Origin of the sequence: Pyxidicoccus caerfyrddinensis (assembly GCF_010894405.1) — a bacterium.
Lineage (GTDB): Bacteria > Myxococcota > Myxococcia > Myxococcales > Myxococcaceae > Myxococcus > Myxococcus caerfyrddinensis.
This window is the reverse complement of sequence record NZ_JAAIYA010000005.1, coordinates 16,816-40,326: the sequence shown is the minus strand read 5'-3', so window position 1 is coordinate 40,326 and position 23,511 is coordinate 16,816. Positions and strand designations below refer to the sequence as shown.

Sequence of the window (23,511 nt, the reverse complement as noted above, 5' to 3'; positions counted from 1 at the left end):
GGGGAGGAAGGGATGCGCTGGGCGACTGTCACCACGAGGACCTGCTGGACGCTGTTGCTCCTGCTCGCGGCCACTCCGGCGCTGGCAATGGCGCTGGAGCCGGACTCGGACGTGGGCATTGGCGCGCAGGTGCGGCCGGACCTGTCCTTCGCGCGGGTGAAGCCCCGGCGCGTCTTCCATGTGTCCACGCGGGGCGATGATGCGAACCCCGGCACGAAGCAGCGTCCGTGGCGCACGCTCCGCCATGCCGTGGCGCAATTGGACCCAGGTGACGCGGCGTGGGTGCACGGCGGCACGTATCAGGAGCGGGTGGACCTGGGCGGCGCCGTTCGTGACGGACTGCCGGACGCGCCCATCCAGCTGCTCGCCGCGCCGGGTGAGAAGCCCGTGCTGCGGGGTGGGGACGAGAAGTCGGCCCCCATGCTGCGCATTGCCCGGAGCTACTGGGTGGTGGCGGGCTTCGACATCCAGGTGGCGGGCTCGGCGGTGCACGGAGTGCGCTTCCAGGGCGCGCGGCATGTCGTCGTGCGCGAGAGCCAGGTGTGGGGAGGCCAGGGCCCCGCCGCGGTGACGTTCTACGGCGGCGCGGCGGACATCGGCTTCCTGCGCAACCAGGTGCATGACTACCGGTGGGGCGCGGCGAAGGACAGCCATGGGCTGCTGGTACAGCCGGACAGCGCGCGCATCCTCATCCAGGGCAACGAGGCGTGGGGCAACGGCGGGGACTCGTTCCAGTGCCAGGGGCCGGACACCACGCCGGGCACGAACATCCCGGTGGACATCACCGTGGAGGGCAATCGCTTCCACGAGGACCGGGAGAACGCCGTCGACATCAAGACGTGTGAGCGCGTCACGATTCGGGGCAACAAGTTCTACGGCTACCGCCCGGCGAGCACCGCGCCGCAGGGGGCGGCGATGGTGGTGCACTACTCCGCGCGCCGCATCCTCATCGAGGGCAACCGCGTCTGGGACAGCGGGCGGGGGTTGTCGCTCGGGGGCAACCTCATCTGGAAGGAGCCCGTCACGGACGTCATCGTCCGGCGCAACCTGGTGTTCAACGGGAGCACGGAGAAGGGCGGCAGCGGAGACGGGCTGCGCGTGGGGACGAGCAGGCGCGTGCGGCTGTACCACAACACGCTGGCCTCGCTTCCGGCGGGTGGGCTGAAGCTGGGCGATGGAGAGCACGGCCCCGCGGAGGGGCTGCGCGTGCTGGGCAACATCGTCTACGACGCGCCTCGGGCGCTCGACGTGAAGTGGGCCGGAGTGAAGGGGCTGGTGTCGGACCGCAACCTGATGTTCCGGCCGGAGGGAGCCATCGCCTTCCGCGTGGATGGGAAGGATGGGTCGCTCGCGGAGTGGAGGAAGCGCAGCGGGCAGGATGCGCTCACCCGCCTCGCGGACCCGCGCTTCGTGGAGGACCCGCGCAACAATGATTACTTCACGCGGGCGAACTCACCCGCGCGCAACGCGGGAGACCCGAGGGTGCCGGGCAATGGGGAGTTCTGTGGCACGGGCCCGGACCTGGGGTTCCTGGAGTCGTGCGTCGGTGAGCTTCCGCCCGCGGTGGCGCGGAGGCTCCGGACGCCGGTGGAGACACCGCGAGCGGGGCGGAGGCAGGTGTCCGGGCCTCGGGCTCCGTGAGTGGACGTATTCCAGTGACGAGTCGTCAGGTATTCAGCCGAGCCCGCCGCGCAAGTCGCACTCCACTTCCGCAATATCGGTCAGGTACTCAGGAGGCCGGGTCGGTACCTTGTCGAGCGTCAAGGGAGGCACTTCGTTGAACGCAGCGGACGCGGACGCATACCTCGCCAGGTTCCGGAAGGTGCTCGAGCACATCGACGCGCACCTGGACGGTGACCTCAGCGTGGAAGGGCTCAGCCGCGTGGCGGCCTTCTCGAAGTTCCACTTCCACCGGCAGTTCTCCTCACTCTTCGGGATGGGCGTCTACGAGTACGTCCAACTGCAGCGCCTGAAGCGTGCCTCGTACCAGCTCGCCTTTCGCGATCAGCACTCCATCATCGAGGTCGCACTCGCGAGCGGCTACGAGGGCCCCGAGGCCTTCGCACGCGCCTTCAAGAAGCGCGTGGGACAGACACCCTCGGAGTTCAGGAAGCAGCCGCGATGGGAGCCCTGGAGCGCGACGTACCAACCGTTGAGCGAGCTCAGGAGCCGCCACATGAAGCCCACCCCACAGTCAGCACAGGTCAAGGTCATCCACTTCCCGGAGACGAAGGTCGCCGCCCTCCAGCACCGTGGCGACCCACGGCGCATCGGCGACTCCGTGCGCACGTTCATCACCTGGCGCAAGCAGAACGCGCTGCCACCCCGGCTCAGCGCCACGTTCAACGTCCTCCACGACAACCCCGAGGAGGTCGCCCCGGAGGACTACCGCCTCGACATCTGCGCCGCCACCGACCGCGAGGTGAAGGAGAACCCCTTCGGCGTCGTGGCAAAGGTCATCCCCGCCGGCCGGTGCGCGGTGCTGCGGCACGTCGGCTCGGATGACACACTCGCGGCCACCGTCCGCTACCTCTACGCGGAGTGGCTTCCCCAGAGCGGCGAGGAGCTCCGCGACTTCCCCCTGTTCTTCCAGCGCGTCAGCTTCTTCCCCGACGTGCCCGAGCACGAGGCCGTCACCGACGTGTTCCTGCCGCTGAAGTAAGCGGCGAAGAGAAGATGAAAATAGGGGCGGGAAGATTCTCCGAAGGGGGCGTTCACCGACTGTCACCCACGACAGGAGAACGCCATGCACAAGCTGAAGCTCCCTGCCCTCGCCCTCGCCGTCCTCGCACAGATTGGATGCGGCGCCCCCGTACCTCCTGGAGACGAGCCGCAGCCGGAGGCGCGCGACGTCCACGCCCAGGACATCATCGTCGTCCCCGTCCGCCCTCTGTGCACCAGCGTGGCCGCGAATGACACCCTGCACATCGGCACCGGGTACAACGTCCCGTTCACCGCGCTGCCCTACGCCAGCGAGAGCGGGGACGCCTCGTACTACTACGAGGGCTGCGGCCGCTGGGTGGTGGACCTCTACGTCGGTGACACGCGCGCCACTCCCTACAACTACGAGCTGGGAGCCACCGGGGCCGCGCATGACCTGCCCAGCTCGTCGCAGCTCGGCGGGGTGCTGCCCAACAACGCCATCGACTGCGCGGCCTACCGGCTCTACCTGTCGTTCTACCGGAAGAACGCCGCCAACACCTGGGACACGCTCGGCTCCAGCAGCCAGCAGGGCGTGTGGAGCTCGGCCACCAACAAGTGCAACCTCCAGGTCTACTCCGGTTCGATGACCAGCCTCTCCGGCGTCCAGAACACCGACGGCAGCGGCTGGGACATCTACCGCGTCGCGGTGGGCGTGAAGCTCCGCTCCTCCGGACAGGAGGCCAAGGTCGTCGTCGACGGAGGCATCATCATTCCCCCGCCGCAGTGAGCCCCTACTCCTTCTTCCCGTCCTTCGTCGGACCGCCCTCCCCCGTCGGTGCCAGGTTCAGGGACACCGCCTGGCGCTGCGGAGGGATGAACGGCTCGGGGCGCGGCGCGGGGCGGGTGTAGAGCTTGTCGTTGCCCGCCCGGACATCCCGCCCCTGTTGCTGGATGGCGAAGCGCTCTCTGTCCCGCTGGCGGATGTCCTCCTCTACTTCGGCCACGCGCTCCGGCGGGAGCCCCATTCCCACCAGCGCGGCGCGCCCGAAGGCGATGGCGCTCTCGAACGTCTCACGCAGCTGGAAGTGCGCGCCGCGCTCCATCAACTCCAGCGCGTGCCCGCGGTCGTACGCGCGCACGTACACCTCCGTGAGCGGGAAGGTGGTGCGGCACAACTCCAGGATGTGGGTCGCCGCGTCCTGGCGCTCCACGCACACGCAGATGAGCCGCGCCCGCTCCGCGCCCGCCGCGCGCAGCACGTCCAGCCGCGTGCCGTCGCCGTAGTAGACCTTGAAGCCGAACCGCTCGGCGGCCTCAATCATCTCCACGTCGATGTCGATGGTGGTGACGTCCACGCCCTCGGCCAGCAGCAGCTGGCTGACAATCTGGCCGAACCGCCCGAAGCCGATGATGAGCACCGAGCCTCGCGCCCCGGCGAAGTCCTCCTTGCGCTCGGGCGCCGTGCGCGTGCGGATGAACCGGGGCGCCAGCGCGGCGATGAGCGGCGTCAGCGCCATGGTCAGCGTCACCAGCACCACGAGCAGCGTGGCCTGCTCCTGCTGCATCACCCCGGCCGCCACCGCGGTGGAGAACAGCACGAAGCCGAACTCGCCACCCTGTGGCAACAGCAGCGCGGTACGGAGTGACACGTCGTGCGGGTTGCGCAGCAGCCGCATCAGCCCGTACACCACCGACGTCTTGATGAGCGTGAGCGTCACCACCGCGCCCAGCAGCAGGCGCCAGTGGTCCACGATGGCCCTCACGTCCACCGTCATCCCCACGGAGATGAAGAACAGGCCGAGCAAGAGCCCGCGGAAGGGCTCCAGGTCCGCCTCCAGCTCGTGCCGGTAGCTCGACTCGGCGAGCAGCACGCCGGCGAGGAACGCGCCGAGCGCCGAGGACAGCCCCACGTACGTCATCAGCGTGGCCGCCGCGATGACCACCAGCAGCGCGGCGGCCGTCATCACCTCGTGCGCGCCCGCGTTCGCCAGCACGCGGAAGAAGGGGCTGAGCAGGTAGCGGCCCGTGACTATCACCACCGCGACGGCGCCCAGCATCTTCGCCGCGGACAGCCACAGCGGGTCTCCCCCGGTCGAGTCCACCGGCGACAGCAGCGCCACCAGCGCGAGCAGCGGGACGATGGCCAGGTCCTGCAGCAGCAGGATGGCGAACGCCTTCTGGCCGTGGGGGTGCTGCACCTCGCCGCGCTCGCCGAGCATCTGCATGACGAGCGCCGTGGACGACAGCGCGAGCCCCAGCCCCGCGATGAGCGCGGCCTGCCACGGACGGTTCGCCACCAGCAGCGGGTAGAGCATGGTGAGCAGGCCGCAGAGGACGACCTGCGCCGTGCCGAGCACGAAGATGTCCCGGCGCATGGCCCACAGCCGCGACAGGTTCAGCTCCAGCCCGATGATGAAGAGGAAGAGCACCACGCCCAGCTCGGCGACGTGCATCACCGACGTGGAGTCCGAGAACAGCCCGAGCCCGAAGGGGCCGATGACGAGCCCCGCGGCGAGGTAGCCGAGGATGGAGCCGAGGCGCAGCTTGCGGAACAGCGGCACGGCCACGACGGCCGCTCCAAGGAAGATGAGCGCCTCGACGTAGACGGGAGTCTCGGGGCTGGCGGACATGGTGAGCACCTGGGGGCGGTGGAGCGTCCGCCCTCCTAGTCCAGACCGCCCCCCGTGCGATAGGCGTTCCCGGCACCGCCGCGCGCTTCCCGGCCCGGCGGTCCGACGCACCCGTCCTTCCGGGGACAGCCTTCCGGGCGCGGATATGAAAAGGCCGTGCGCCGGAAGAGTCCGGGCACGGCCTCGAGCGAAGCGGGGCGGACGGGGCTTCAGCGCGCCCGGGGTGTCACTTCTCCTCGGACTTGCGGAGGTCGCCGCTGCGCTTGATGTTGCTCTTCACGAGGCCCTCCGCGTCGCCGCACTTGCCGCCGGCCTTGCCGTCGATGCGGACCGTGTCGTTGACCACCTCGACGTCGCCGTCCTGGAGGCACTCGCCCAGGGGCAGCCCCTCCAGCCACACCTGCGGCTTGAGGAACGCGATGAGCGAGCCGCCCTCCGGGACTTCGACGCCCGTGGAGGACTCGAAGCGCGCGTCCTCGCTGAACTTGAAAAACATCTCCAGCTTGCGGGCCGCGCCGTCCTGCGTGAAGTCCGCGCGCGCGAGGAAGCTGTAGCCCAGCAGCGGCTCGGTGGCGCCGACCTCGTCGGCCTTCGCCTCCTCCAGCCGGAAGTCGATGCGCTTGTAGGTGCCCGCGGGGATGCGCAGCCCGGACAGGTCCGGCGTCGTCGCACCCGTCATCAGGTCCGCCACGATGGGGCCGGGGACGACGAGCGTCTTCGAGTCGTCCCCGCCCTTGCACTCGGCGCCGGCGAGCAGGCCGCTGACGTCCTCGCACTTCGTGCCCTTGGGCAGGTCCAGGCGGATGTCGCGCAGGTGGATGCGCGCCTGGGTGAGGTTGAAGCTGGTGCCGTCGCTGGACGTGAAGAGGGTGGAGGGTGCCGGCTGCGAGGTCGCCTGCACCCAGGCGCTGGAGAGGTTCACCGCGCGGTCATTCGACGTGAAGCGCAGGCTGGCGCCGTCACCACCGCAGGCAGTCAGGCCCAGCGCGAGAGACGACAGCACGAGGCCACGGAAGGCGGGAATGCGAGAGGTCATGTGGGATGTGGGGGTGTGGACGCCCGGGCCGCGTCCGATGTCAGCGAGGAGACCTGTCGAAAGGAAGAATGGCCACCCTGCCGGAAGGCCGAGCCCCGCGGGGATGTAGGCGCTGTCACTCCGGGTGGCGGTCGGCCGTGCGTCGGGTGCTGGAGGACAGCGTGGGTGGGGCGCGGGTGAGCGCGGGGGCTGTCGGCGCTATGCTCGAGCCGTCACGCTGGAGGTTCCTTCCATGTCCCGAGCCCGAGCCGCCGTGCTCGCGCTGGCGCTGCTGGGTGCGCCGGCCCTCGCCGCTTCACCGAAGGCGGAGGGCAAGCGCGTCACCGTCGACATCGTCCGCGCGGACGTCCACGACGTGCTGCGCATGCTCGCGGACCTGGGACACCTAAACCTGGTGGTGGACGACGAGGTCCAGGGCACGGTGACGCTGCGGCTGCGCAACGTGCCGTGGAAGCAGGCGCTGGAGACGGTGCTCTCCTCGCACGGCCTGGGCCGCGAGCTGCAGGGCAGCGTCATGCGCGTGGCGCCCCTGCGCAAGCTCAAGGACGAGGCGGACCTGCGCGTGAAGCTGAAGCAGGCGCGCGAGGACGTGGCGCCGCTGCGCACGTACTTCATCCCCGTGAATTACACGCGCGCCGCGGACCTGCTGCCGCACGTGCGGGCCCAGCTCTCCCCGCGCGGCAGCGCCAGCGTGGACGCCCGCACCAACACGCTCATCGTCACCGACGTGGAGCCCGTGTCGCTGCCCTGAGTCGCGCGGACCTCCAGAGCTGAGAGGCGGGCGCTCGTCCCTCGGCTTCGCTTCCTTCGCCTGCGCGGACCCCGGCTCGCGCGAGAGGACCATGGCTCGCTCTCCGGGCCGTCGTCCCGGCGCGCGGGGGTGACGCGGTGCCCTCCGCCGTGACGGTGCCCACGCTCTCTGAGAGGGGCAGCGAACTGAAGGAGGGCAAGTCATGGCGAATGAGCGTGAGGGACAGGAGCAGGCGGGTGAGCAGCGGGCGCCCAACCCGGACCTGCGTGCGCAGCGAAGTGAGTCCCGCACCACGCAGACCTACGCATTGTTCCTGAAGGACCTGGAGAAGAAGGCGAACATCGGCCGCGAGCTCGCGGAGCAGGCGGCGCAGTCCGTGCTGTGCCTGCTCGAACAGCGCCTCATCGACACCGAGGCGAAGCACCTGGAGGCCCAGCTCCCGCGCAAGGTGCGCGACCTGTTGCAGCGGTGTGCCCGGCACGAGGGCACGATCCCCCGCAAGTACAAGCTGGAGCAGTTCCTCGCGATGGTGGCCGAGGACCTGGACACCACACCCAACGAGGCCGAGCGGCTCAGCCGCGCCGTCTTCGCCACCGTGCGCGAGCACATCTCCGAGGGTGAGGCCGAGGACGTCATGGGCCAGCTTCCCATCGACCTGCGCTCGCTGTGGATGCAGGAGGCCTGAGCGCGTCGTCACCCAACCCAACCCACTCACGGAAGGAGCCGCCAGATGAAACAGGTCAAGGACGTGATGACGAAGGACGTGGAAATCATCAGTCCCAACGACTCACTGAAGGACGCCGCGGAGAAGATGCGCATGCTGAACGTGGGCCCGCTGCCGGTATGCGACGGCGACAGGCTCAAGGGCATCATCACCGACCGCGACATCGTGGTGCGGGCGGTGTCGCAGGGCATGGACCCGAACAACACCCGCGTGTCGCAGGCGATGACCGGTGAGCTCGAGTACGTCTACGAAGACGAGGACATCTCCAAGGTGGCGCGGAAGATGAAGGACGAGCAGATTCGCCGCATCCTCGTCGTCAACCGCGACAAGCGGCTGGTGGGCATCGTCTCGCTGGGCGACCTCGCGGAGGCGATGAGCACCGAGGAGGCCGGCAAGACGCTCGAGTCCATCTCCGAGCCGTCACAGCCCGCGCACTGACACGGGCTGCCGTGTGGCTGAAGCCACGCTGTTGCGTCAAGGGCCCGGGCCTCACTCAGGGAGCGCCGGGCCCTTTGCCTGTCCCCGGTGCGCCCTACCCCGCCAGCAGCGTCGCCGCCAGCCGTCGCACCCGCTCGGACGCATCGTTGTCGGCCGCGTCGCGCAGCAGTGCGGCCGCGACCTCGTCCACCGCCTTCCAGCCTCCGAGCATGCGCACCACCTCGAGCCGCACCTGCTCGCTCGACTCCGCGCGCAGGGCCATGGCCACCGCGCGCAGGTGGGGGCCGGCCACGCGCTGGGAGATGGCGGCCACGGCGAGGGCCCGCACGCGCGCGCTCGGGTCTCCGAGCAGCACCTGGTCCAGCAGCCCGTCCACCTCCGCCCCCGGCATCGTCCGGAGCGCCTCCGTGGCCGTCCCGCGCACCAGCGGCGCCGGGTGCAGGAGCGCGGACCGCGCATAGGCCAGTCCCTCCGGAGCCCCGGCGTTGGCCAGCGTCCGCAGGCACACCACCGGCCCCACCGTCCGCGCGTGGCAGCGCCGCAGCAGCTGCTCCAGCAGCGCCCGGCTGCGCCCCGGCTCCACCGGCTCCAGGCCCTTCACCACCGAGCCCACCGCCAGCGCGGCCGTGTTCCGCACGTCCTCGTCCCGTGCTCCGTCCACCACCCGGCCGAGCGCCTCGGCCAGTTCGGCGGTGGGCCGCTCCAACCGTGCCGCCACCTTCGCCGCGTGCGCCAGCGTCTCCGGCCGCAACCGCGCTTCCTCCAGCACCGACGCCAGCGCCAGCTGCGCCTCGCGAGTCCCCGCGCTCCCCAGCGCCTGCATCACCTGCTCGGACAGCGCCGCGCCCACCTCACCCTGCCGCACCCGGCGCGCCGCCCGGTCCGCCTCCGCCGGCTCCAACCGGAATAGCGCCGCCAGCCGCGCGCGCACCGCGTCCCGCGCCGCCGGCCGCGTCTCGCGCGCCAGTTGTTTCAGCAAGTCGTCTGGCTTCGCGTTCCCCACGAGCCGCTGGTCCTCGGAGGGCGCGGGAGGTGCGGCCTGCTCTCTCTCCGACAGGCGCTCCGTGCGCAGCGAGGCGCGGACGGCCTGGAAGTCACGGAGCGACAGGGACGGGTGGTCCACGCCCACGCTCGTCAGCGCCACCCGCGTCTCTACGCGCACGTGCCCCGGCACGGTGACCTTCTCCATCGCGTTCGAGCCCGCGTCCTCCTTCTCGTGCCCGTCGTTGATGCGCATGAACTTCACCACGTTCGAGCCCGCGTCCTCCTTCATGTGCCCGTCGTTGATGCGCATGAACCTCACCACGCCCGAGCCCGCGTCCTCCTTGAGGCGCATGAACCTCACCGCGCCCGAGCCCGCGTCCTCCTTCTCGTGCCTGTCCTCGAGGGGCATGAACTCCACCACGTCCGAGCCCGCGGCCTCCTTCACGTGCCCGTCCTCGAAGAGGGTGAAGGCCAGGTGTCCGCGCAGCCGGGGCACGGTGGACGGAGGGACTCGCGCCGGAGCGGAGACGCGCAGGTAGCGTCGCTTCGTCTTCGTGTAGGTGTTCGCGCTGCCGTCCGCGCGGTACTCCGACTCGAAGTCGCCGGTGGTGTCGGTCTCCTCGGTGCTCCAGCCCTGGCCCTCCTCGGCCACGAACTGCGTGGCCGCCAGCAGCGAGCGCACGAAGCGGCGCGCCGTCGCGTCGTGCACCGCATCGAAGTGCACCGCAAGCACCCGGCCTCGCGCGTCCTGCGCCACGTACAGGGGCCGCTCGAACATGCCCTGGAAGTCGCGCCGCTCCGCGTCGCCCAGCACCGGTGTATCGTCCGTCTCTTCTTCCACGCGCAGCAGCACCACCTGGCCCTGGAACAGGTGCTGGCCGCCCTCGGACCCCAGGTACGTGAGGGCCAGCTCGCCGCCCCAGCCCGTGTGCGCCGTGCGCGGGCCTGCCTCCGTGTTCTCGATGGTCCGCGTGTCCAGGTCGAACGTGTATCGGTGGCGCTGCCCCGGCGTGAGCACCCGCCGGTGGCCCTTCACGCCCTGCCGGATGACCTCGACGGGCCCTAGGGCCTGGGGAGGATTCGCCCCCGAGTCCGCGGTGCGTCCACCCGTCGCCCAGTAGCCCGCACGCCAAAGGCCCGCCGCCGCCAGGAGGGCGAGACACAGCAACAGGCTCTTCAGGCGAGGGGACACGTCACACGGAATACGTGTGCGCGGGACATTCCTGGTCGTGGAGCGGGGTGACGGAGGGAGTAGGGCCCGCCACACCCACGGAAGATGACCCGGTGCGCCGGACGTATCGCGTCATGCCCGGCGTTTCAGGACTTCTGTTCAGTTGCTACCGAGTTTCAACTCCAGCTCGGCCAGCTCGCGCTGCACGGTGTTGTCCGTGGCACGCTGGCCCTCCACCTTGCGCACCGCGGAGATGACGGTGGAGTGGTCCTTGCTGAAGCGCGCGGCAATCTCCGGGAAGGAGCTCTTCGTCAGCTTGCGGCTCAAGTACATGGCCACCTGGCGAGCATGGGCCAGCGCCTTGTGACGGCGGTCCTCCTTCAGCGCCTCCACCGTCACCTTGTAGAAGCGGGCCACCTCGCGCTGGATGGCCTCGATGTCCACCGAGCGCTGCGCCGGGAGGATGTCGCGCAGCACCTCGGACGCGAACTCCTCCGTCACCTGCTGGCGCGTCAGGCTGTGCACCGCCGACAGCTTCACCAGCGCGCCTTCCAATTCGCGCACGTTCTTCTGGATGTGCTTGGCGATGAAGTGCGCGACGGAGTCCGGCAAATCCAACCCCTCCGCCACGGCCTTCTTCTGGAGGATGGCCACCCGCGTCTCGTAGGTGGGCTCGCGGATGTCCGTCAGCAGTCCCATGGTGAAGCGGCTGCGCAGCCGCTCCTCCAGGCCCGGTATCTCCGCGGGCACCGTGTCGCTGGTGAGGACAATCGCCTTGCCCATCTCGTACAGCGTGTTGAAGGTGTAGAAGAACTCCTTCTGCGTCTCCTCGCGCTTGCCGAGGAACTGGATGTCGTCGATGAGGAGCACGTCGCACTCCTCGCGGAACTTCCGCCGGAACTCCGACATGCGGTGCTCGCGGACGCTCTCCACGTACTCGTTGGTGAACTGCTCGCTGGAGAGGAAGACGACGCGCTGGGACGGGTCCTTCTCCCAGATGTGGTTGCCCACCGCCTGGAGCAGGTGTGTCTTGCCCAGGCCGGTGCCGCCGTAGATGTAGAGCGGGTTGTAGGCGTGGCCCGGGCGCTCGGACACGGCCTGGGCGGCGGCGGCGGGGAGCTGGTTGCTGTCCGCCACCACGAAGGTGTCGAAGATGAAGCGCGAGTTCAGCCGCGCCGGCCGGGCCGTGCTGGCCTTGACTGTCGGTGTGGGTGGGAAGTGGGGGTCGGGCTCAAGACCTTCGACCACCTCATAGGCGATGGTGGTGAGGCCCTCGCCCTGGAGCGCGAGCTGCGCGTCGAGCATCGGGCGGTAGTGATCATCCACCCAGTCGCGGAAGAAGCGGTCCGGAACGCCCATGACGAGGGCCCCGTCGCGGACCTCCAGCGGGCGCATCCGCTCCAGCCACCTCAGCGCATAGTCGAACTTCTCCCGGCGGATCTGTTCGAGCATCCGAGCCCAGATAATTCCGGCACTTGGAAGGGGGGAAGCGGCGTGAGCGAGGGCGTTCAAGTATGTCTCGACCGTGCAAAAGCGAAGGGCCTGCGGGCGTTCGGCCGTGCTAACAGACGCTTCCAAGTGGATCAAGGAACCGGCCCAACGCGGCGGATCTCCAGGTGCTTTTCCGGACGCGACGGATCGGCAACGGGCATGCCGACCCGGCACGCTGGTAGCCGCCCCCGACACCCTCCCCAAGCGCTGGGGGGCGGATCATCCGGCTGTGACTGGCAGTGCGTCCTGCAAAGGCCCGGGGCGTTGCCCGCCCGCCTGCCCGGTCTCCAGATGGGGAGCCCTGGGGAGGTCACAAGGAGCTTTCACCCCGGGGCGTGTTCCCTTACACGTACCCGGCACCGGGGGCTGTTTCGGCCCGGGCAATACACGGGTAGGTGTGATCCAACGTTGACTTACCCTGGAAAGAGGGTTACGGACCCGCCCCTTTCCCCAGTTCAGGTCGCGCCGGAGCGGTAGGAGGCGCCGCCGTCATCAAGGAGTTAGAGCCGTGTCCAAGCGCACGTACCAGCCGTCGAAGGTCCGCCGCAATCGCGCCCACGGGTTCCGCAAGCGGAACGCCACCAAGGGCGGCCGTGACGTCCTCAAGCGCCGCCGCGCCAAGGGCCGTAAGCGGCTCGTCGTTTCCGCCGCGAAGAAGTAAGCGAGTTCGAGTGTGAGGGCCGAGGGTGCGACGCCGGGCCAGTCTGGCCCGGCAGACCAGCGCTTCCCCAAGGCCCTGCGCCTGCTTCAGCGGCGCGAATTCCTGGAGGTTCAGGAAGGCGGGCAGAAGGTTCCTTCCGACTGCCTCCTGGCCCTCATCAAGCGCAATGGCCGGACGTACTCCCGTGTTGGCCTCACCGTGTCGAGCAAGGTGGGCAACGCGGTGGTTCGGGCGCGCTTGAGGCGCGTGCTGCGCGAGCTGTACCGCAAGCGCCGCACGCAATGGCCGTCGGGCCTGGACGTGGTGCTGGTGGTGCGCTCGTCCGGAAAGGACGCGTCCTTCCCGGAGCTGTCGCGTGCCTTCGACGGTGTCACCCGTAAGCTGCAGCGGCTCGCGCCGGCCGCGGAGACGAAGCCGAAGGAGCCTCCCAGATGAGCCCGCTCGCCTTCGTCATCTCCCTGCCCATCCGCTTCTACCGGAAGTTCCTCGGCCCGCTCCTGCCGAAGGTCTGCCGTTTCCACCCCTCGTGCTCGACCTACGCCATGGAAGCGCTGGAGAAGCACGGCGGTTTCAAGGGTTCCTGGCTCACCGCGTGGCGGCTCATGCGCTGCCAGCCCTTCCACCCCGGCGGCATCGACCCGGTGCCGTGACGGGGCCATCCACCCCCTGCAGCCCTCTCCCTCTCGGAGGGGGGAGTCTATGAACGATCCGCTCTCGCCCCAGTCGAACGATTCGCAGAAGCGACTGCTGGCCGCCCTGGCCCTCTCGTTCGTGGCCACCGCCTTCTACACCTTCTTCCTCGCCCCCAAGCCGCCCGAGCCCGGGGCCGAGGGCGCGGACGCGGGTGTGGTGGTCGCCGCTCCCGCCGATGCCGGCACCGTCGCCGCCGCCGTCCCCACTCCGGGGAGCGGCAGCACCGGCACCCCCGCCGCCAATGAGGCCCCGGCGCTCCCCGAGCGCAAGGTGGACGTGGCCCGCCAGGAGGTCCACTACGGCTTCACCTCGGAGGGCGGTGGCCTCACCGCGGCCGTGCTCCAGGGGTCGAAGATGCGTGAGCAGCAGTCGCTCACCATCGAGCAGGGCTTCCAGAAGCTCGTCGGCAAGGAGATTCCCCCGCCGCCGCAGATGAACGTGGCGCAGCCGGTGCCGGGCCAGCCGCTGCCGCTGTCCGTGTCCATCGCGGGCAACAGCCCCCTGCCCGCGGGCCTGCGCTACGCGGTGACGGAGGGCGCGGGCGGCAGCGCCAACGGCCTCACCTTCACCGGCCGCCAGGGCCCGTGGGAGGTGGTGAAGACGCTGCAGTGGCCCACCCAGGGCTTCGAGCTGGTGTACGCCGTGCAGGTGCGCAACACCTCCGGCCAGCCGCAGAACGGCGAGCTGCAGGTGCACTACAGCCGCGCGGTGGACCCCAACTTCGAGCACGCGCCGTCCTTCTTCGGAGGCGTGGGCAACCTGAGCCGCGCGGCCTGCTACGTGGACGAGAAGCTCCACAAGATGAGCCCGGGCGACGACAAGCCCAAGGAAGAGGACACCAAGGGCGAGCTGCACTTCTTCGGCATCGACCAGCAGTACTTCTTGTCCGCGCTCTATCCGCTGGACGGGCCGCGCGCCGGCCACTGCACGCTCAACGCGTCGCCCACGGCGCGCGAGGTGACGGCGTCCTTCCCGCTCAGCGTGGCCGCCGGCGAGACGGTGACGCTGCGCTTCGGCGGCTACCTGGGCCCCAAGGACCCGGACCTGCTCGCCGTGGTGCCCGGCCCCGACCTGCGCAAGGCCGCCTCGCTGGGGGACACCGCCTTCCACCCCAAGCTGGAGGACACGGTCGACTTCGGCATCTGGGCCGTGCTCTGCAAGGTGCTGCTGGCGGTGATGAAGTTCTTCCACGGCATCACCGGCAACTGGGGCGTGTCCATCATCCTGCTCACCGTGGTGGTGAAGCTGGTGCTGCTGCCGCTCACCTACCGCTCCATGGTCAGCATGGAAGAGGTGAAGAAGCTCCAGCCGCGCATGGAGGAGATTCGCAAGAAGCACGCGGACAACCGTGAGCAGCAGAACCTGGAGATCATGAAGCTGTACCAGGAGGCGAAGGTGAACCCGCTGGGCGGGTGCCTCCCGCTGCTCATCCAGATGCCGGTGTGGATTGCGCTCTTCACGGCGCTGCGCAACAGCTTCGACATCTACGGCGAGCCCTTCATCGGGCCCATCTGGCGCGACCTGACGTACAAGGACCCCACGTACCTGCTGCCGCTGGCGCTGGGCGTGTCCATGGTCATCACCCAGAAGATGCAGCCGCAGATGATGGATGCGGCCCAGGCGAAGATGATGACCTGGTTCATGCCCATCATCTTCACGGCCACGCTGCTCCAGTACCCCGCGGGCCTGTCGCTCTACATCTTCACCAACAACCTGCTGTCGATTGGCCAGCAGTACGGGCTGCGCAAGTGGCTGGACCGGAAGAAGTCGAATACGGGCGGCGGGACGCCAGCGGTGGTGACGGCGGGAGGCAGACGCAAGTGAGTGAGCAGCAGGTTCCGCAGCAGGCACCGGGGGCTCCGGCCTCCGGCAGCGCTGCTTCTGGCGACTTCCGGGCGCGCGTGGAGAAGCTGCTCGGAGACATCCTCGGGCTGATGGGCTTCCCGGCGCGCCTGGACATGCAGGACGCCGCGGATGGCAGCCTCTCCGTGGCGCTCCACTTCGAGGCGGGCCCTCCTCCCGGCGTGGAGAACGGGCGGCGCAGCCAGGTGGTGGACTCGCTCCAGTTCCTGCTCAACAAGATGATGCACCGGCCCGGCGTGGAGCGGCGCTGGGTGGTGCTCGGCGCGGGCGCCCACCCGGAGCCCCGGCAGCGTCGTGAGCCGCAGGCGGCGGCACAGGCGGCCCAGGCCGCTGCTCCGGCAGTGGCTCCGGCCGCTCCGGCCCCCGCCGCGCCCCGGCCTCCTCCTCAGGCGGCGGCTCCGGCGCAGGCTCCCGCGAAGGCTCCTCGGGGGGGCGCACAGGCCCCGGCCGCTCGGGCGGCTCCGGCGGCTCGCGCCGACGGGGACGAGCGCTCGGTGACGGTGGAAGAGGATGCGGCGCTTCGAGAGGCGGCCCGCCAGCTCGCGGTGAAGTCGGGCAGCCTGGGCCGCTTCTACGCGCTGGCCGCGATGAAGCTGGAAGACCGCGCGCGCGTCCTCAGGGCAGTAGAAGGAGTGGGAGGAACGAAGGTGACGGTGGAAGGCGAAGGCCGCAACCGCCGTGTGGTGTTCACTCCGGAGAAGCCGGCTCCGCTGCCCAAGAAGAGCCTGCTGCCGGACGACGACGAGGACGACTTCGACGAGTGAGCGCGGTTCGCGCCGCACGCGTTGGAGTCTTCCGGAAGAGAGACGAGGGATGGGCAAGGCGAAAGCTCTCAAGGACAAGCTGTACGGCGCGGCGGTGCTGAAGATGAGCTTCCGCCTGCGAGGGGATGAGGACTCCCCTGCCTTCCGGTTCGTCTATCCAGGCGTGCTGCGCGACCTGGAGCTCGAGGACGACGCGGTGGAGCGCTACATCGACGAGAACCGCGAGGCCGTGGAGAAGGCCGCCCGCGGTTCCACGCCTCCGATGGGGCCTCGCTGACGCGGGGCCGGTTTCCTGCTCGCGGGGCACCCAGCTCCGCATGACGTCCGGTGGACGCGGGCTGCCTGTTCCGCCACCGTGCCGACGATGACGTCCGACTCCCCCACCATCGCCGCCCTGGCCACCGCGCCCACCGCCGGGGCCGTGGGCATCCTCCGGCTCTCTGGCCCCGCCGCACTGGAGGTGGGCCGGCTGCTGGCTCCGGGCGTGCCCGCGCAGCCGACTCCGCGTCACGCGTACCTCGCGACCTTTGTCGACGGAGCGGGCCGCGCCCTGGATGAGGGCCTGTTCCTCTACTTCCGCGCGCCGGCCTCGTTCACGGGCGAGGACGTGGTGGAGCTACAGGCGCACGGAAGCCCGCGCCTCTTGAGCCTGCTGCTGGCGCGCGCGCTGGAAGACGAGCGCGTGCGCCCGGCCACTCCGGGTGAGTTCACCCGCCGCGCCTTCCTCAACGGGAGGCTGGACCTCACGCGTGCGGAGGCGGTGGCGGACCTGGTGGCGGCGGACTCGGAGGCGGCGGTGCGCGCGGCGGCCGCGGGCTTGTCCGGCGTGCTGGCCTCTCGCGTGCGCGCGCTCGAGGAACCGCTGCGCGAGCTCCATGCGGACCTCGAAGGGGTCCTCAACTTCCCCGACGAGGCGGAAGGAGCGGACGCGGACGCGAGCGGGCGTGTTGCCGCGCTGTGTGCACAGGCAGAGACGCTGCTCGCGGAAGCGGGACGGGGCCGACTGGTGCGAAGGGGCGCGCGCGTGGCGCTGTTCGGCCCCGTCAACGCGGGCAAGTCCACCCTCTTCAACCGGCTGGTGGGTGAGGCGCGCGCCCTGGTGGACGACGAGCCCGGGACGACGCGTGACGCGCTCGAGGCTCGCGTCGAGTGGGACGGGCTGGGCGTGACGTTGTTCGATACCGCCGGGCTGCGCGAGGCGCCGGGACGCGTGGAGGCGCTCGGCATCGCCCGCACGCGCGAGCTGCTCACGGGCGTGGATCTGGCCGTGCTCGTGCTGCCGCCGGAAGCCACGGACACGGAGGCCAAGGCATGGCTTCGCGACGCCGGTGCCACGCCTGTGCTGGCGGTGGATGGCAAGTGCGATGTCGCGGCCCGAGCCGAGGGTGGGGATGCTCACCCGGACGGAACGCTGACGGAGCCTCTGTCGGCGGTGAACTTTCGTCCGGGCCCTACGGCAGCGGAAGTGGCCCAGGTGACTTCAGGTGTCACATCCACGCCGCGCTCGCGTGTCAGCGGGCTCACGGCTGCGGGTGTCACGTCCACGCCGCGTCCGCGTGTCAGCGGACTCACAGGCGAAGGCGTGGAGTCCCTCCGCGCCGCCATGCTCGGCCAGCTCTGGGGAGGCGGCACACCCTCCGCCGTGGCCCTCGTCTCCGAGCGCCACGCCGATGCCCTGCGTCGCGCCGCCGAGGCCCTGGCCCGTGCCGGGGCCGCGTCACACGCTTCCACGCTGGAAGTCGTTTCCGGCGAGGTCGGCCTCGCGCTCGAGGCCCTCGGCGAAGTCTCAGGCACCACCGTTTCCGAAGCGCTCCTGGACGCAATCTTCCAGCGTTTCTGCATCGGGAAATGACACGGCGTCGGCACGCGGGGGCGTGTCAGACCGCTCCCTAGAATGCCGGCCCTCACCCGGTAATTCTCGGAGGCGTTGTGACGGAAGGCTCCATCCCCCTGGCGCGGTACTCCATGCTCTCGGCCCTGCCCTCGGGCTGGGTGGGGGAGATTCTGGACGAGGAGCTCGTGGCCTCGCCCCGCCCCTCCGCCGCGCAGACGCGCGCGGCCTTCATGCTGGGCGTGGAGCTGGGAGAGCAGCTCGACCGGCGCCGCGGTGGCAGCGGCCGCTGGTGCTTCCTGCGCGCGCCCGAGCTGCACCTGGGCCAGGACATGCTCGTCCCCGACGTGGCTGGCTGGCGCCGTGAGCGCGTGGCCTCCCCGCCCGACCCGGACGTGCCCTTCCTCACGGTGGCGCCGGACTGGGTGTGCGAGGTGCTCGCGCCCTCCACCGCCGCGCTGGACCGCACGCGCAAGCTGCCCCTCTACGCGCGCGCGGGCGTCTCCCACGTCTGGCTGGTGGACCCCGTCGCGCGCACGCTGGAGGTGTACCAGCGCGTCAAGCGCGGCTGGCTCCTCACCGGCAGCTACGAGTCGGACTCGGTGGTGCGCGCCGAGCCCTTCGCGTCCTCTTCCCTGGAGCTCGCTTCACTCTGGCTGCCAGAGGGCTCGGACAAGCCCGCGTTGCTGGCAGCCGTACCCTGAGGGTCGCGCCGGTCAGCCGGCGCGCTTGAGAAAGGTGCTGTCGGTGGGCCGGGCCAGCCGGCGCACCGCGCGGAGCAGCAGGTCCGGGTCCACCGGCGCCGCGAGGAAGCCCCTCGCGCCCACCGCCTGGGCCCGGGGCAAATCCAGCTCCGGCACCTTGCCGGCCACCAGCACCTGCGCCAGCACCTTGCGGCCCAGCGCCTCCATGGACGGCAGCGGCGCCACCACCACCTGCGCCTCGCTCGCCGCCAGGAGCTCCTCGGTGCTGGCCACCTGCGCCTTCAGCCCCGACGCCTCCAGCACCCGCACCAGCCCCGCCGATGCCTCCACGCCCCAGCCGTACACCAGCACCTGCGCCACCTGCTCCGGCCGGGCCGGCGTCAGCGTGGGAATCTTCACCTGCGAGGGCGTGGGCCGGCGCGGGGCCACCGCCGCCACGGGCGCGGAGATGGGCTTGGAGATGGGCTTCACGGGCGCGGGCGTCGGCCGCGTGGCCTCGTCCAGCGAGGAGAGCATGGGCAGCCCGCTCGCGTCGGAGGGGGCTTCCATGTTCGTCAGGTCCGCCATGGTGCCGCCCAGCAGCATGGGCATGCTGTCGTCCGCCTCGGGGAGGGAGAAGCCCTCCAGGCCGGGACGGCGCGGAACGGCCTCACCCGTCTCGCCGCGGTACATGCGGCCGATGGCGCGGCGGATGGCCGCGTCCGTGGCCAGCTTCGCCACCACCCGCGACTTGCCGGACACGCTCTTCACCGCGTCCAGCGACGCCAGGCTGGCCGGCGCGGCGATGGCCACCACCAGCACCGAGTCCCGGCCGCCCTTGCCCTCCAGCCGCAGCGGCACCACCCGGTGCGCCTCCGCCACCTTCTCCGGAATCAGGTACGTCAGGTTGGCGTCCGGCGGCTGTGCGTCCAGCTCCACCGTCTCCATCCCCACCTGCGTCGCCAGCGCTTCCAGGACCTGCTGCGCCGTGCAGAAGCGCTGATCCACCACCACCTGCCCCAGCGGCACCCCCCACTTGCGCTGATACGCCAGCGCGGAATGGAGCTGCAGCGCATCAATCACACCGCGCTCCACGAGGATGTCACCCAGTCGCTTCTTCATGTTCGGTTCCTCGGCCCCCACCTTGGCGGCTCCTCGACAACAGGAACGGCTTCGGTCCAGGAAATTGACTCTCTCTGTACGCTTCCCACCGGCTCGCGGCTTCCTCGCGCGCGCCAGATGGTTCAATGTTCGCGCCAGGATGCAAACCCGGGGCCGCCCTGGCATAGTGGCGACCCCTGAGTGGAGGATGTCCTCTATTCGATGGGGTGCCTGTCCTCAAGTGCGCGTCGTGCGCCCGACCGTGCCCCATCCAACACGCTAATAGGCACCGTGTCGGTGCCTTACCTAGGTTTTCCCCCATGGGCGTCATGACCCTCGAGGCGTTGGTGGGGCTCCTTCGGGAGGAGCCGGGCGGGCAGCCGGGTCTGCTGGCCGTGGGCGAGCGGCTCGCGGGGCTCGTGGTGGAGCCGTCGAGTCTCCAGCCGTATCTGCACTTCAGCCGGGGCCGGTACACGCGCAACCTCGTCTACCGGGATGCGCGGCTGGAGGTGCTGCTCAACTGCTGGGAGGCAGGTGCCGTCTCGCCCATCCATGACCACGACGGGCAGGAGTGCTGGTTCAGCATCCAGTCCGGCACCTTCCTCCTGGAGAACTACGGGCTGGTGTCGGGCGGGCTGGAGCCGGGGCCGGCGCGGCTGGGGTCTCCGGCGGTGGTGGGGCCGGTGGGCGCGGGCTACGTGGACTTCCGCTGCCCCGACGCGCCCATCCACCGCGTCGTCAACCAGCAGGGCCCCGCCGTCTCGCTGCACGTCTACGCGGGGCCGGTGGAGCGCTGTCTCGTGTTCGACGCGAAGCGCCAGCGGTGCGCCATGCAGCAGCTCCGCTACCACTCCGTCTTCGGCCGCCCGCTGTCGCCCCCGGAGTCCGCGCACCCGCGGATCCGCGTCTGAGGCACCGCTCTCGCGGAGTCGTCGGCGCAGTCGCGGTCTTCCGTGGATCCACGTCTGAGGCACCCGAACCGGCCGGGAGACCCGGGCCCGGCGTCCGCTGAAGACGCTCCTGCGTCCCGGAGTGACGCGGCGGCCCGCACCCATGGAGCCGCCCTGCTCGATGCACGGTGTTCCGGTGGAGGACGGGCCTGGCGCCCTGCCCTCGCGGCCCGCCCGGGCGTGCTGATCCGCCCGGGCGAGCGGTGCGTCACTCCCAGCTCGCCCGGGGCATGGGGGAGTAGAGGGAGCCGCGCTGGTGCTCGAACAGGCCCATCCGCGCGCCGAACGCGTACACCCCGCGCACGCCCTCCAGCAGGGGGGCCCACGGGGACAGGGCGCTCACCGAGGCGGCGTCGTCCTCGCTGTTGTCGCCCGTCTGCCCGAGCAGCTCGGACAGCACCTCGGACGTGGCCTTCTTGCGCGGATACACCTCCACATTCACGCGGGCGTCGGCGGGCAGCTTCGCCAGCTCCTTCGCAATCGCGAGCGCCTTCGGGTAGCCGCCCAGCGCATCCACCAGGCCGTTGGCCAGCGCGTCCTCGCCCGTCCACACGCGGCCCTTCGCCAGCCCCTGGAGCTTCTCCAGCGGCATCTTCCGCCCGGCCGCCGCGCGCCGCGTGAAGTCCGAGTAGATGTAGTCCATCTCCGCCTCCGCGCGAGCGTCCTGCTCCGGCGTGAAGTCCTCGTCCGAGCTGTGTATGGCGGCGTTGCGGCCCGCGGCAATCGTCTCGAAGTTGACCCCCAGCTTCTCCCAGAAGGCCTGCGTCACGAACTTGCCCGCGTACACGCCGATGCTGCCGGTGAGCGTGCCCGGCTGCGCGACGATGCGGTCCGCGTCCATGGCGACGAAGTAGCCGCCGCTCGCGGCGTAGGTGCCCATGGTGACGATGACGGGCTTGCCCGCCTCCTTCGCGCGCTGCACCTCGCGGCGCACGGTGTCGCTGGCCGTGTAGCTGCCTCCGGGGCTGTCCACGCGGAAGACAATCGCCTTCACCCGCGGGTCCTCGGCGGCCTTGCGCAGCGCGGCCGCCACGCTGTCACCGCCCATGACCTGCCCGCCGCCCAGCGGGCTGTCCTGGCTCTTCCCTCGCGACACGCCGCCCACGCCATAGACGAGGGCGATGGTGTCTCCGGACGTGTGCGGGCGGCCGGCGCGCTCCAGGTACTTGTGCACGTAGAGCAGCTCGGCGCCGTCACCCGCGTCCTTCTTCACCGAGGCCAGGACCTCGTCGCGGTAGCGCAGCCCGTCCACCAGCTTCGAATCCACTGCCTCCTGGCCGAACAGCGGCGCCTTGTCGATGAGGCCGCGCACGACGTCCTCCGTCAGCTTCCGGTCCTCGGCGATGCCGCGCACCACCTGGCCGAAGAGGCTCTGCGTGAAGCGCTCGGTGGCCTCGCGGTGGGGCGCGTTGTAGCCCTGCTCGGTGTATGTGTTGACCGCGTTCTTGTACTCGGCGCGCTTGTGGTAGCGCGGCGTCACGCCCAGCTTCGCGAAGGCGTCGCGCGCAAAGGGTGTCTCGAAGGACAGGCCGGTGATGCTCAAGTCACCGGACGGCTGGATATAGACTTCGTCGAAGGCGGACGCGACGTAGTAGCCCATGGTGCCGTTGCCCTCCTCTCCGAAGGTGTCCGTATAGGCCACGGCCTTCTTGCCCTTGGCGCGGAAGGCCTTCACCGCGTCGCGCAGCTCCTGGGCCGCGGCGGCGCTGCCGGGGTTGCCCACGCGCGCCACCAGTGACTTCACGCGCGGGTCATCGCCGGCCTTCTCCAGTGCGTCCACCACGTCGCGCACGGTGGTCGGGTCCTCGCCGAAGGCGCCGCTGAGCGAGTTGCTCAGCACGTACTCGGGCAGCGGGCCCTCCAAATCCAGCTCCAGCACGAGGTTGGACGGCACCGTCGGGGCGCTCGCCGAGGCGAGCACCATCAGGCCGATGAGGCCCACGAAGAAGAGGATGGACATCGCGCCGATGAAGGCCAGCGTGCCGATGATGAATCGTTTCATCCGAAGGGACTCCTGGTACGCGCGAAACGGGGCACGGCCCTGCGCACGCGGTGCTTACTACTAACGGGCGGTGGCGACGATGCTTGCACGTCCTCGCCAGGGGCTGCCGGGCGGCTTCGTGCTTCCGGGCCCCAGGCTCCTCGCAGGGCGGAAGGGCGGGCACGAGCGTCTCCAGCCTCGCCCGGTGGAAGGGCGGGCGCGAGGAGCCCCAAGCTCACGCCACGGAAGCCCCACCCTCCTCCGGGCCTCCGTCCGTCGTGGAGCGGGGCGAGCGGGGCTCCAGCTCCACCACGAGGGGCGGGCGGACGCCGAAGGGCATCAGGCGGCAGTTGGAGACATTGAGGAAGCGCGTGGCGAGGCCCGGCAGTGTGTACTCGCCATGCGCCTCGTGGATGTGGCCGAAGACGTGGAGCCGGGGGCGCACCTGGCGCACGCGGGCGAGCAGGTCCTCACAGCCCGCGGAGACGCCGGACCAGGTGCGGTCTCCCAGCCCGCTCGGTGGACCGTGGGTAATGAGGAGGTCGAGGCCCTCGGGGATGCGCTGCCAGTGGGCGGCGAGGTCCGGGCCCCTGTCCAGGTTGAAGGCCCACTGTCCGAACCGGGGCGTCATCGGGGAGCCCCAGATGCGCAGCCCCGCGACGTGGGCTTCCTCGTCCTGGAGGTAGCGCACGCCGGCTTCTTGGATGAGCGCGCGGGCCAGGTCGGGTGCCTCTTCACAGAGGAAGTCGTGGTTGCCGGCGATGAGCACCTTCTCGCGCGCCTCGCGGAGGGAGAACCAGCGGAGGAACTCCTCGACCTCCTGTCGCCGTCCGCGTCGGGTGAAGTCCCCGGCGTGGATGAGCACGTCGCACGGGGGCACCGTCAGTGCCTCGTGGTGCATGTGCGTATCGGAGAGGAGCACCAGCCGCATCCCGTGTCCCTTTGCTTCCGGCCGTGGAACCCTGGCCGTGGAGTCACGTTAGCAGGTCGGTGCTCAAGCCCTGACGCGCAGGACGACCTGGACTTGCGTGTGTTTCGTTTCACGCTGCTCGAGCCTCTGGCCGGGCGCGCAGTCAACCTCACAGGGCGTCAGTCCCACGCAGGACCCATGAGGCT

The 23,511-nt window shown here is 70.3% G+C and carries 22 protein-coding genes; 15 read left to right on the top strand and 7 right to left on the bottom strand.

Annotated features, from left to right (window positions below; translation table 11 throughout):
* Positions 1 to 12 precede the first annotated feature (12 nt).
* The 3 genes from G4D86_RS13055 to G4D86_RS13045 all read left to right on the top strand — a co-directional run bounded on the left by G4D86_RS13055 (position 13) and on the right by G4D86_RS13045 (position 3,430).
* Positions 13 to 1,641 carry a right-handed parallel beta-helix repeat-containing protein gene (locus G4D86_RS13055; protein WP_163993322.1) on the top strand — a complete coding sequence of 543 codons (1,629 nt, stop codon included), beginning with the start codon at positions 13 to 15 and terminating at the stop codon, positions 1,639 to 1,641.
* A 136-nt stretch (positions 1,642 to 1,777) separates the two neighbouring features.
* Positions 1,778 to 2,662, top strand: a complete 885-nt coding sequence (locus tag G4D86_RS13050) for an AraC family transcriptional regulator (RefSeq protein ID WP_163993320.1) — start codon at positions 1,778 to 1,780, stop codon at positions 2,660 to 2,662.
* Between the two features lie 84 nt (positions 2,663 to 2,746).
* Positions 2,747 to 3,430, top strand: coding sequence for a hypothetical protein (locus G4D86_RS13045; RefSeq protein ID WP_163993319.1), 684 nt, complete (start codon positions 2,747 to 2,749; stop codon positions 3,428 to 3,430).
* 4 nt (positions 3,431 to 3,434) lie between these two features.
* Here G4D86_RS13045 and G4D86_RS13040 read toward each other — a convergent pair whose 3' ends face one another.
* Complete coding sequence (locus G4D86_RS13040; RefSeq protein ID WP_163993317.1) at positions 3,435 to 5,273, bottom strand: monovalent cation:proton antiporter-2 (CPA2) family protein; 1,839 nt, start codon at positions 5,271 to 5,273, stop codon at positions 3,435 to 3,437.
* Between the two features lie 226 nt (positions 5,274 to 5,499).
* Complete coding sequence (locus G4D86_RS13035; protein ID WP_163993315.1) at positions 5,500 to 6,309, bottom strand: hypothetical protein; 810 nt, start codon at positions 6,307 to 6,309, stop codon at positions 5,500 to 5,502.
* A 232-nt stretch (positions 6,310 to 6,541) separates the two neighbouring features.
* Here G4D86_RS13035 and G4D86_RS13030 point away from each other — a divergent pair, with 232 nt between their 5' ends.
* The 3 genes from G4D86_RS13030 (at position 6,542) to G4D86_RS13020 (ending at position 8,222) form a co-directional block, all read left to right on the top strand.
* A complete protein-coding gene (locus G4D86_RS13030; RefSeq protein ID WP_163993313.1) occupies positions 6,542 to 7,060 on the top strand; it encodes a secretin and TonB N-terminal domain-containing protein in 519 nt (172 codons plus the stop codon).
* Between the two features lie 202 nt (positions 7,061 to 7,262).
* Positions 7,263 to 7,745 (top strand): DUF2267 domain-containing protein, encoded by a 483-nt coding sequence (locus G4D86_RS13025; protein ID WP_163993311.1) that lies wholly within the window; start codon positions 7,263 to 7,265, stop codon positions 7,743 to 7,745.
* 45 nt (positions 7,746 to 7,790) lie between these two features.
* Entirely contained in the window at positions 7,791 to 8,222 is a 432-nt protein-coding gene (locus tag G4D86_RS13020) for a CBS domain-containing protein (RefSeq protein ID WP_163993309.1), read from the top strand.
* A 94-nt stretch (positions 8,223 to 8,316) separates the two neighbouring features.
* On the opposite strand, the gene G4D86_RS13015 is transcribed toward G4D86_RS13020, so the two are convergent.
* Both G4D86_RS13015 and dnaA read right to left on the bottom strand, forming a co-directional pair.
* A complete protein-coding gene (locus G4D86_RS13015) occupies positions 8,317 to 10,398 on the bottom strand; it encodes a HEAT repeat domain-containing protein (protein ID WP_240360218.1) in 2,082 nt (693 codons plus the stop codon).
* 138 nt (positions 10,399 to 10,536) lie between these two features.
* Positions 10,537 to 11,889: a chromosomal replication initiator protein DnaA gene (gene dnaA / locus G4D86_RS13010; RefSeq protein ID WP_163993307.1), complete on the bottom strand. Its 1,353-nt coding sequence runs from the start codon at positions 11,887 to 11,889 to the stop codon at positions 10,537 to 10,539.
* Positions 11,890 to 12,376: 487 nt separating this feature from the next.
* Here dnaA and rpmH point away from each other — a divergent pair, with 487 nt between their 5' ends.
* The 8 genes from rpmH to G4D86_RS12970 all read left to right on the top strand — a co-directional run bounded on the left by rpmH (position 12,377) and on the right by G4D86_RS12970 (position 18,384).
* Entirely contained in the window at positions 12,377 to 12,529 is a 153-nt protein-coding gene (gene rpmH, locus G4D86_RS13005; protein WP_163993305.1) for a 50S ribosomal protein L34, read from the top strand.
* A 12-nt stretch (positions 12,530 to 12,541) separates the two neighbouring features.
* Entirely contained in the window at positions 12,542 to 12,964 is a 423-nt protein-coding gene (gene rnpA, locus G4D86_RS13000; RefSeq protein ID WP_163993302.1) for a ribonuclease P protein component, read from the top strand.
* Positions 12,961 to 13,179, top strand: a complete 219-nt coding sequence (gene yidD, locus G4D86_RS12995) for a membrane protein insertion efficiency factor YidD (RefSeq protein ID WP_163993300.1) — start codon at positions 12,961 to 12,963, stop codon at positions 13,177 to 13,179. Before rnpA ends, yidD begins: the two co-directional genes overlap by 4 nt.
* 49 nt (positions 13,180 to 13,228) lie before the next feature.
* Positions 13,229 to 15,046: a membrane protein insertase YidC gene (gene yidC, locus G4D86_RS12990; RefSeq protein WP_163993298.1), complete on the top strand. Its 1,818-nt coding sequence runs from the start codon at positions 13,229 to 13,231 to the stop codon at positions 15,044 to 15,046.
* Complete coding sequence (locus G4D86_RS12985) at positions 15,043 to 15,849, top strand: KH domain-containing protein (RefSeq protein ID WP_163993297.1); 807 nt, start codon at positions 15,043 to 15,045, stop codon at positions 15,847 to 15,849. The genes yidC and G4D86_RS12985 overlap by 4 nt, the downstream gene beginning before the upstream one ends.
* 49 nt (positions 15,850 to 15,898) lie before the next feature.
* Positions 15,899 to 16,126 (top strand): hypothetical protein, encoded by a 228-nt coding sequence (locus tag G4D86_RS12980; protein WP_163993295.1) that lies wholly within the window; start codon positions 15,899 to 15,901, stop codon positions 16,124 to 16,126.
* An 87-nt stretch (positions 16,127 to 16,213) separates the two neighbouring features.
* On the top strand, positions 16,214 to 17,701 hold the full coding sequence (locus tag G4D86_RS12975; protein WP_163993293.1) for a tRNA modification GTPase: 1,488 nt from the start codon (positions 16,214 to 16,216) through the stop codon (positions 17,699 to 17,701).
* A gap of 77 nt (positions 17,702 to 17,778) precedes the next feature.
* A complete protein-coding gene (locus G4D86_RS12970) occupies positions 17,779 to 18,384 on the top strand; it encodes a Uma2 family endonuclease (protein ID WP_205519563.1) in 606 nt (201 codons plus the stop codon).
* Between the two features lie 12 nt (positions 18,385 to 18,396).
* Here G4D86_RS12970 and G4D86_RS12965 read toward each other — a convergent pair whose 3' ends face one another.
* Positions 18,397 to 19,485, bottom strand: a complete 1,089-nt coding sequence (locus tag G4D86_RS12965) for a GspE/PulE/PilB domain-containing protein (protein ID WP_163993291.1) — start codon at positions 19,483 to 19,485, stop codon at positions 18,397 to 18,399.
* Positions 19,486 to 19,784: 299 nt separating this feature from the next.
* Here G4D86_RS12965 and G4D86_RS12960 point away from each other — a divergent pair, with 299 nt between their 5' ends.
* Complete coding sequence (locus G4D86_RS12960; protein WP_163993289.1) at positions 19,785 to 20,375, top strand: cysteine dioxygenase; 591 nt, start codon at positions 19,785 to 19,787, stop codon at positions 20,373 to 20,375.
* A 247-nt stretch (positions 20,376 to 20,622) separates the two neighbouring features.
* Here the strand turns inward: G4D86_RS12960 and sppA are convergent, their stop codons facing one another.
* Together sppA and G4D86_RS12950 are read right to left on the bottom strand one after the other, a co-directional pair.
* Positions 20,623 to 22,416 carry a signal peptide peptidase SppA gene (gene sppA, locus G4D86_RS12955; protein WP_205519562.1) on the bottom strand — a complete coding sequence of 598 codons (1,794 nt, stop codon included), beginning with the start codon at positions 22,414 to 22,416 and terminating at the stop codon, positions 20,623 to 20,625.
* A gap of 214 nt (positions 22,417 to 22,630) precedes the next feature.
* Entirely contained in the window at positions 22,631 to 23,326 is a 696-nt protein-coding gene (locus G4D86_RS12950) for a metallophosphatase domain-containing protein (protein ID WP_163993287.1), read from the bottom strand.
* Positions 23,327 to 23,511 lie beyond the last annotated feature (185 nt).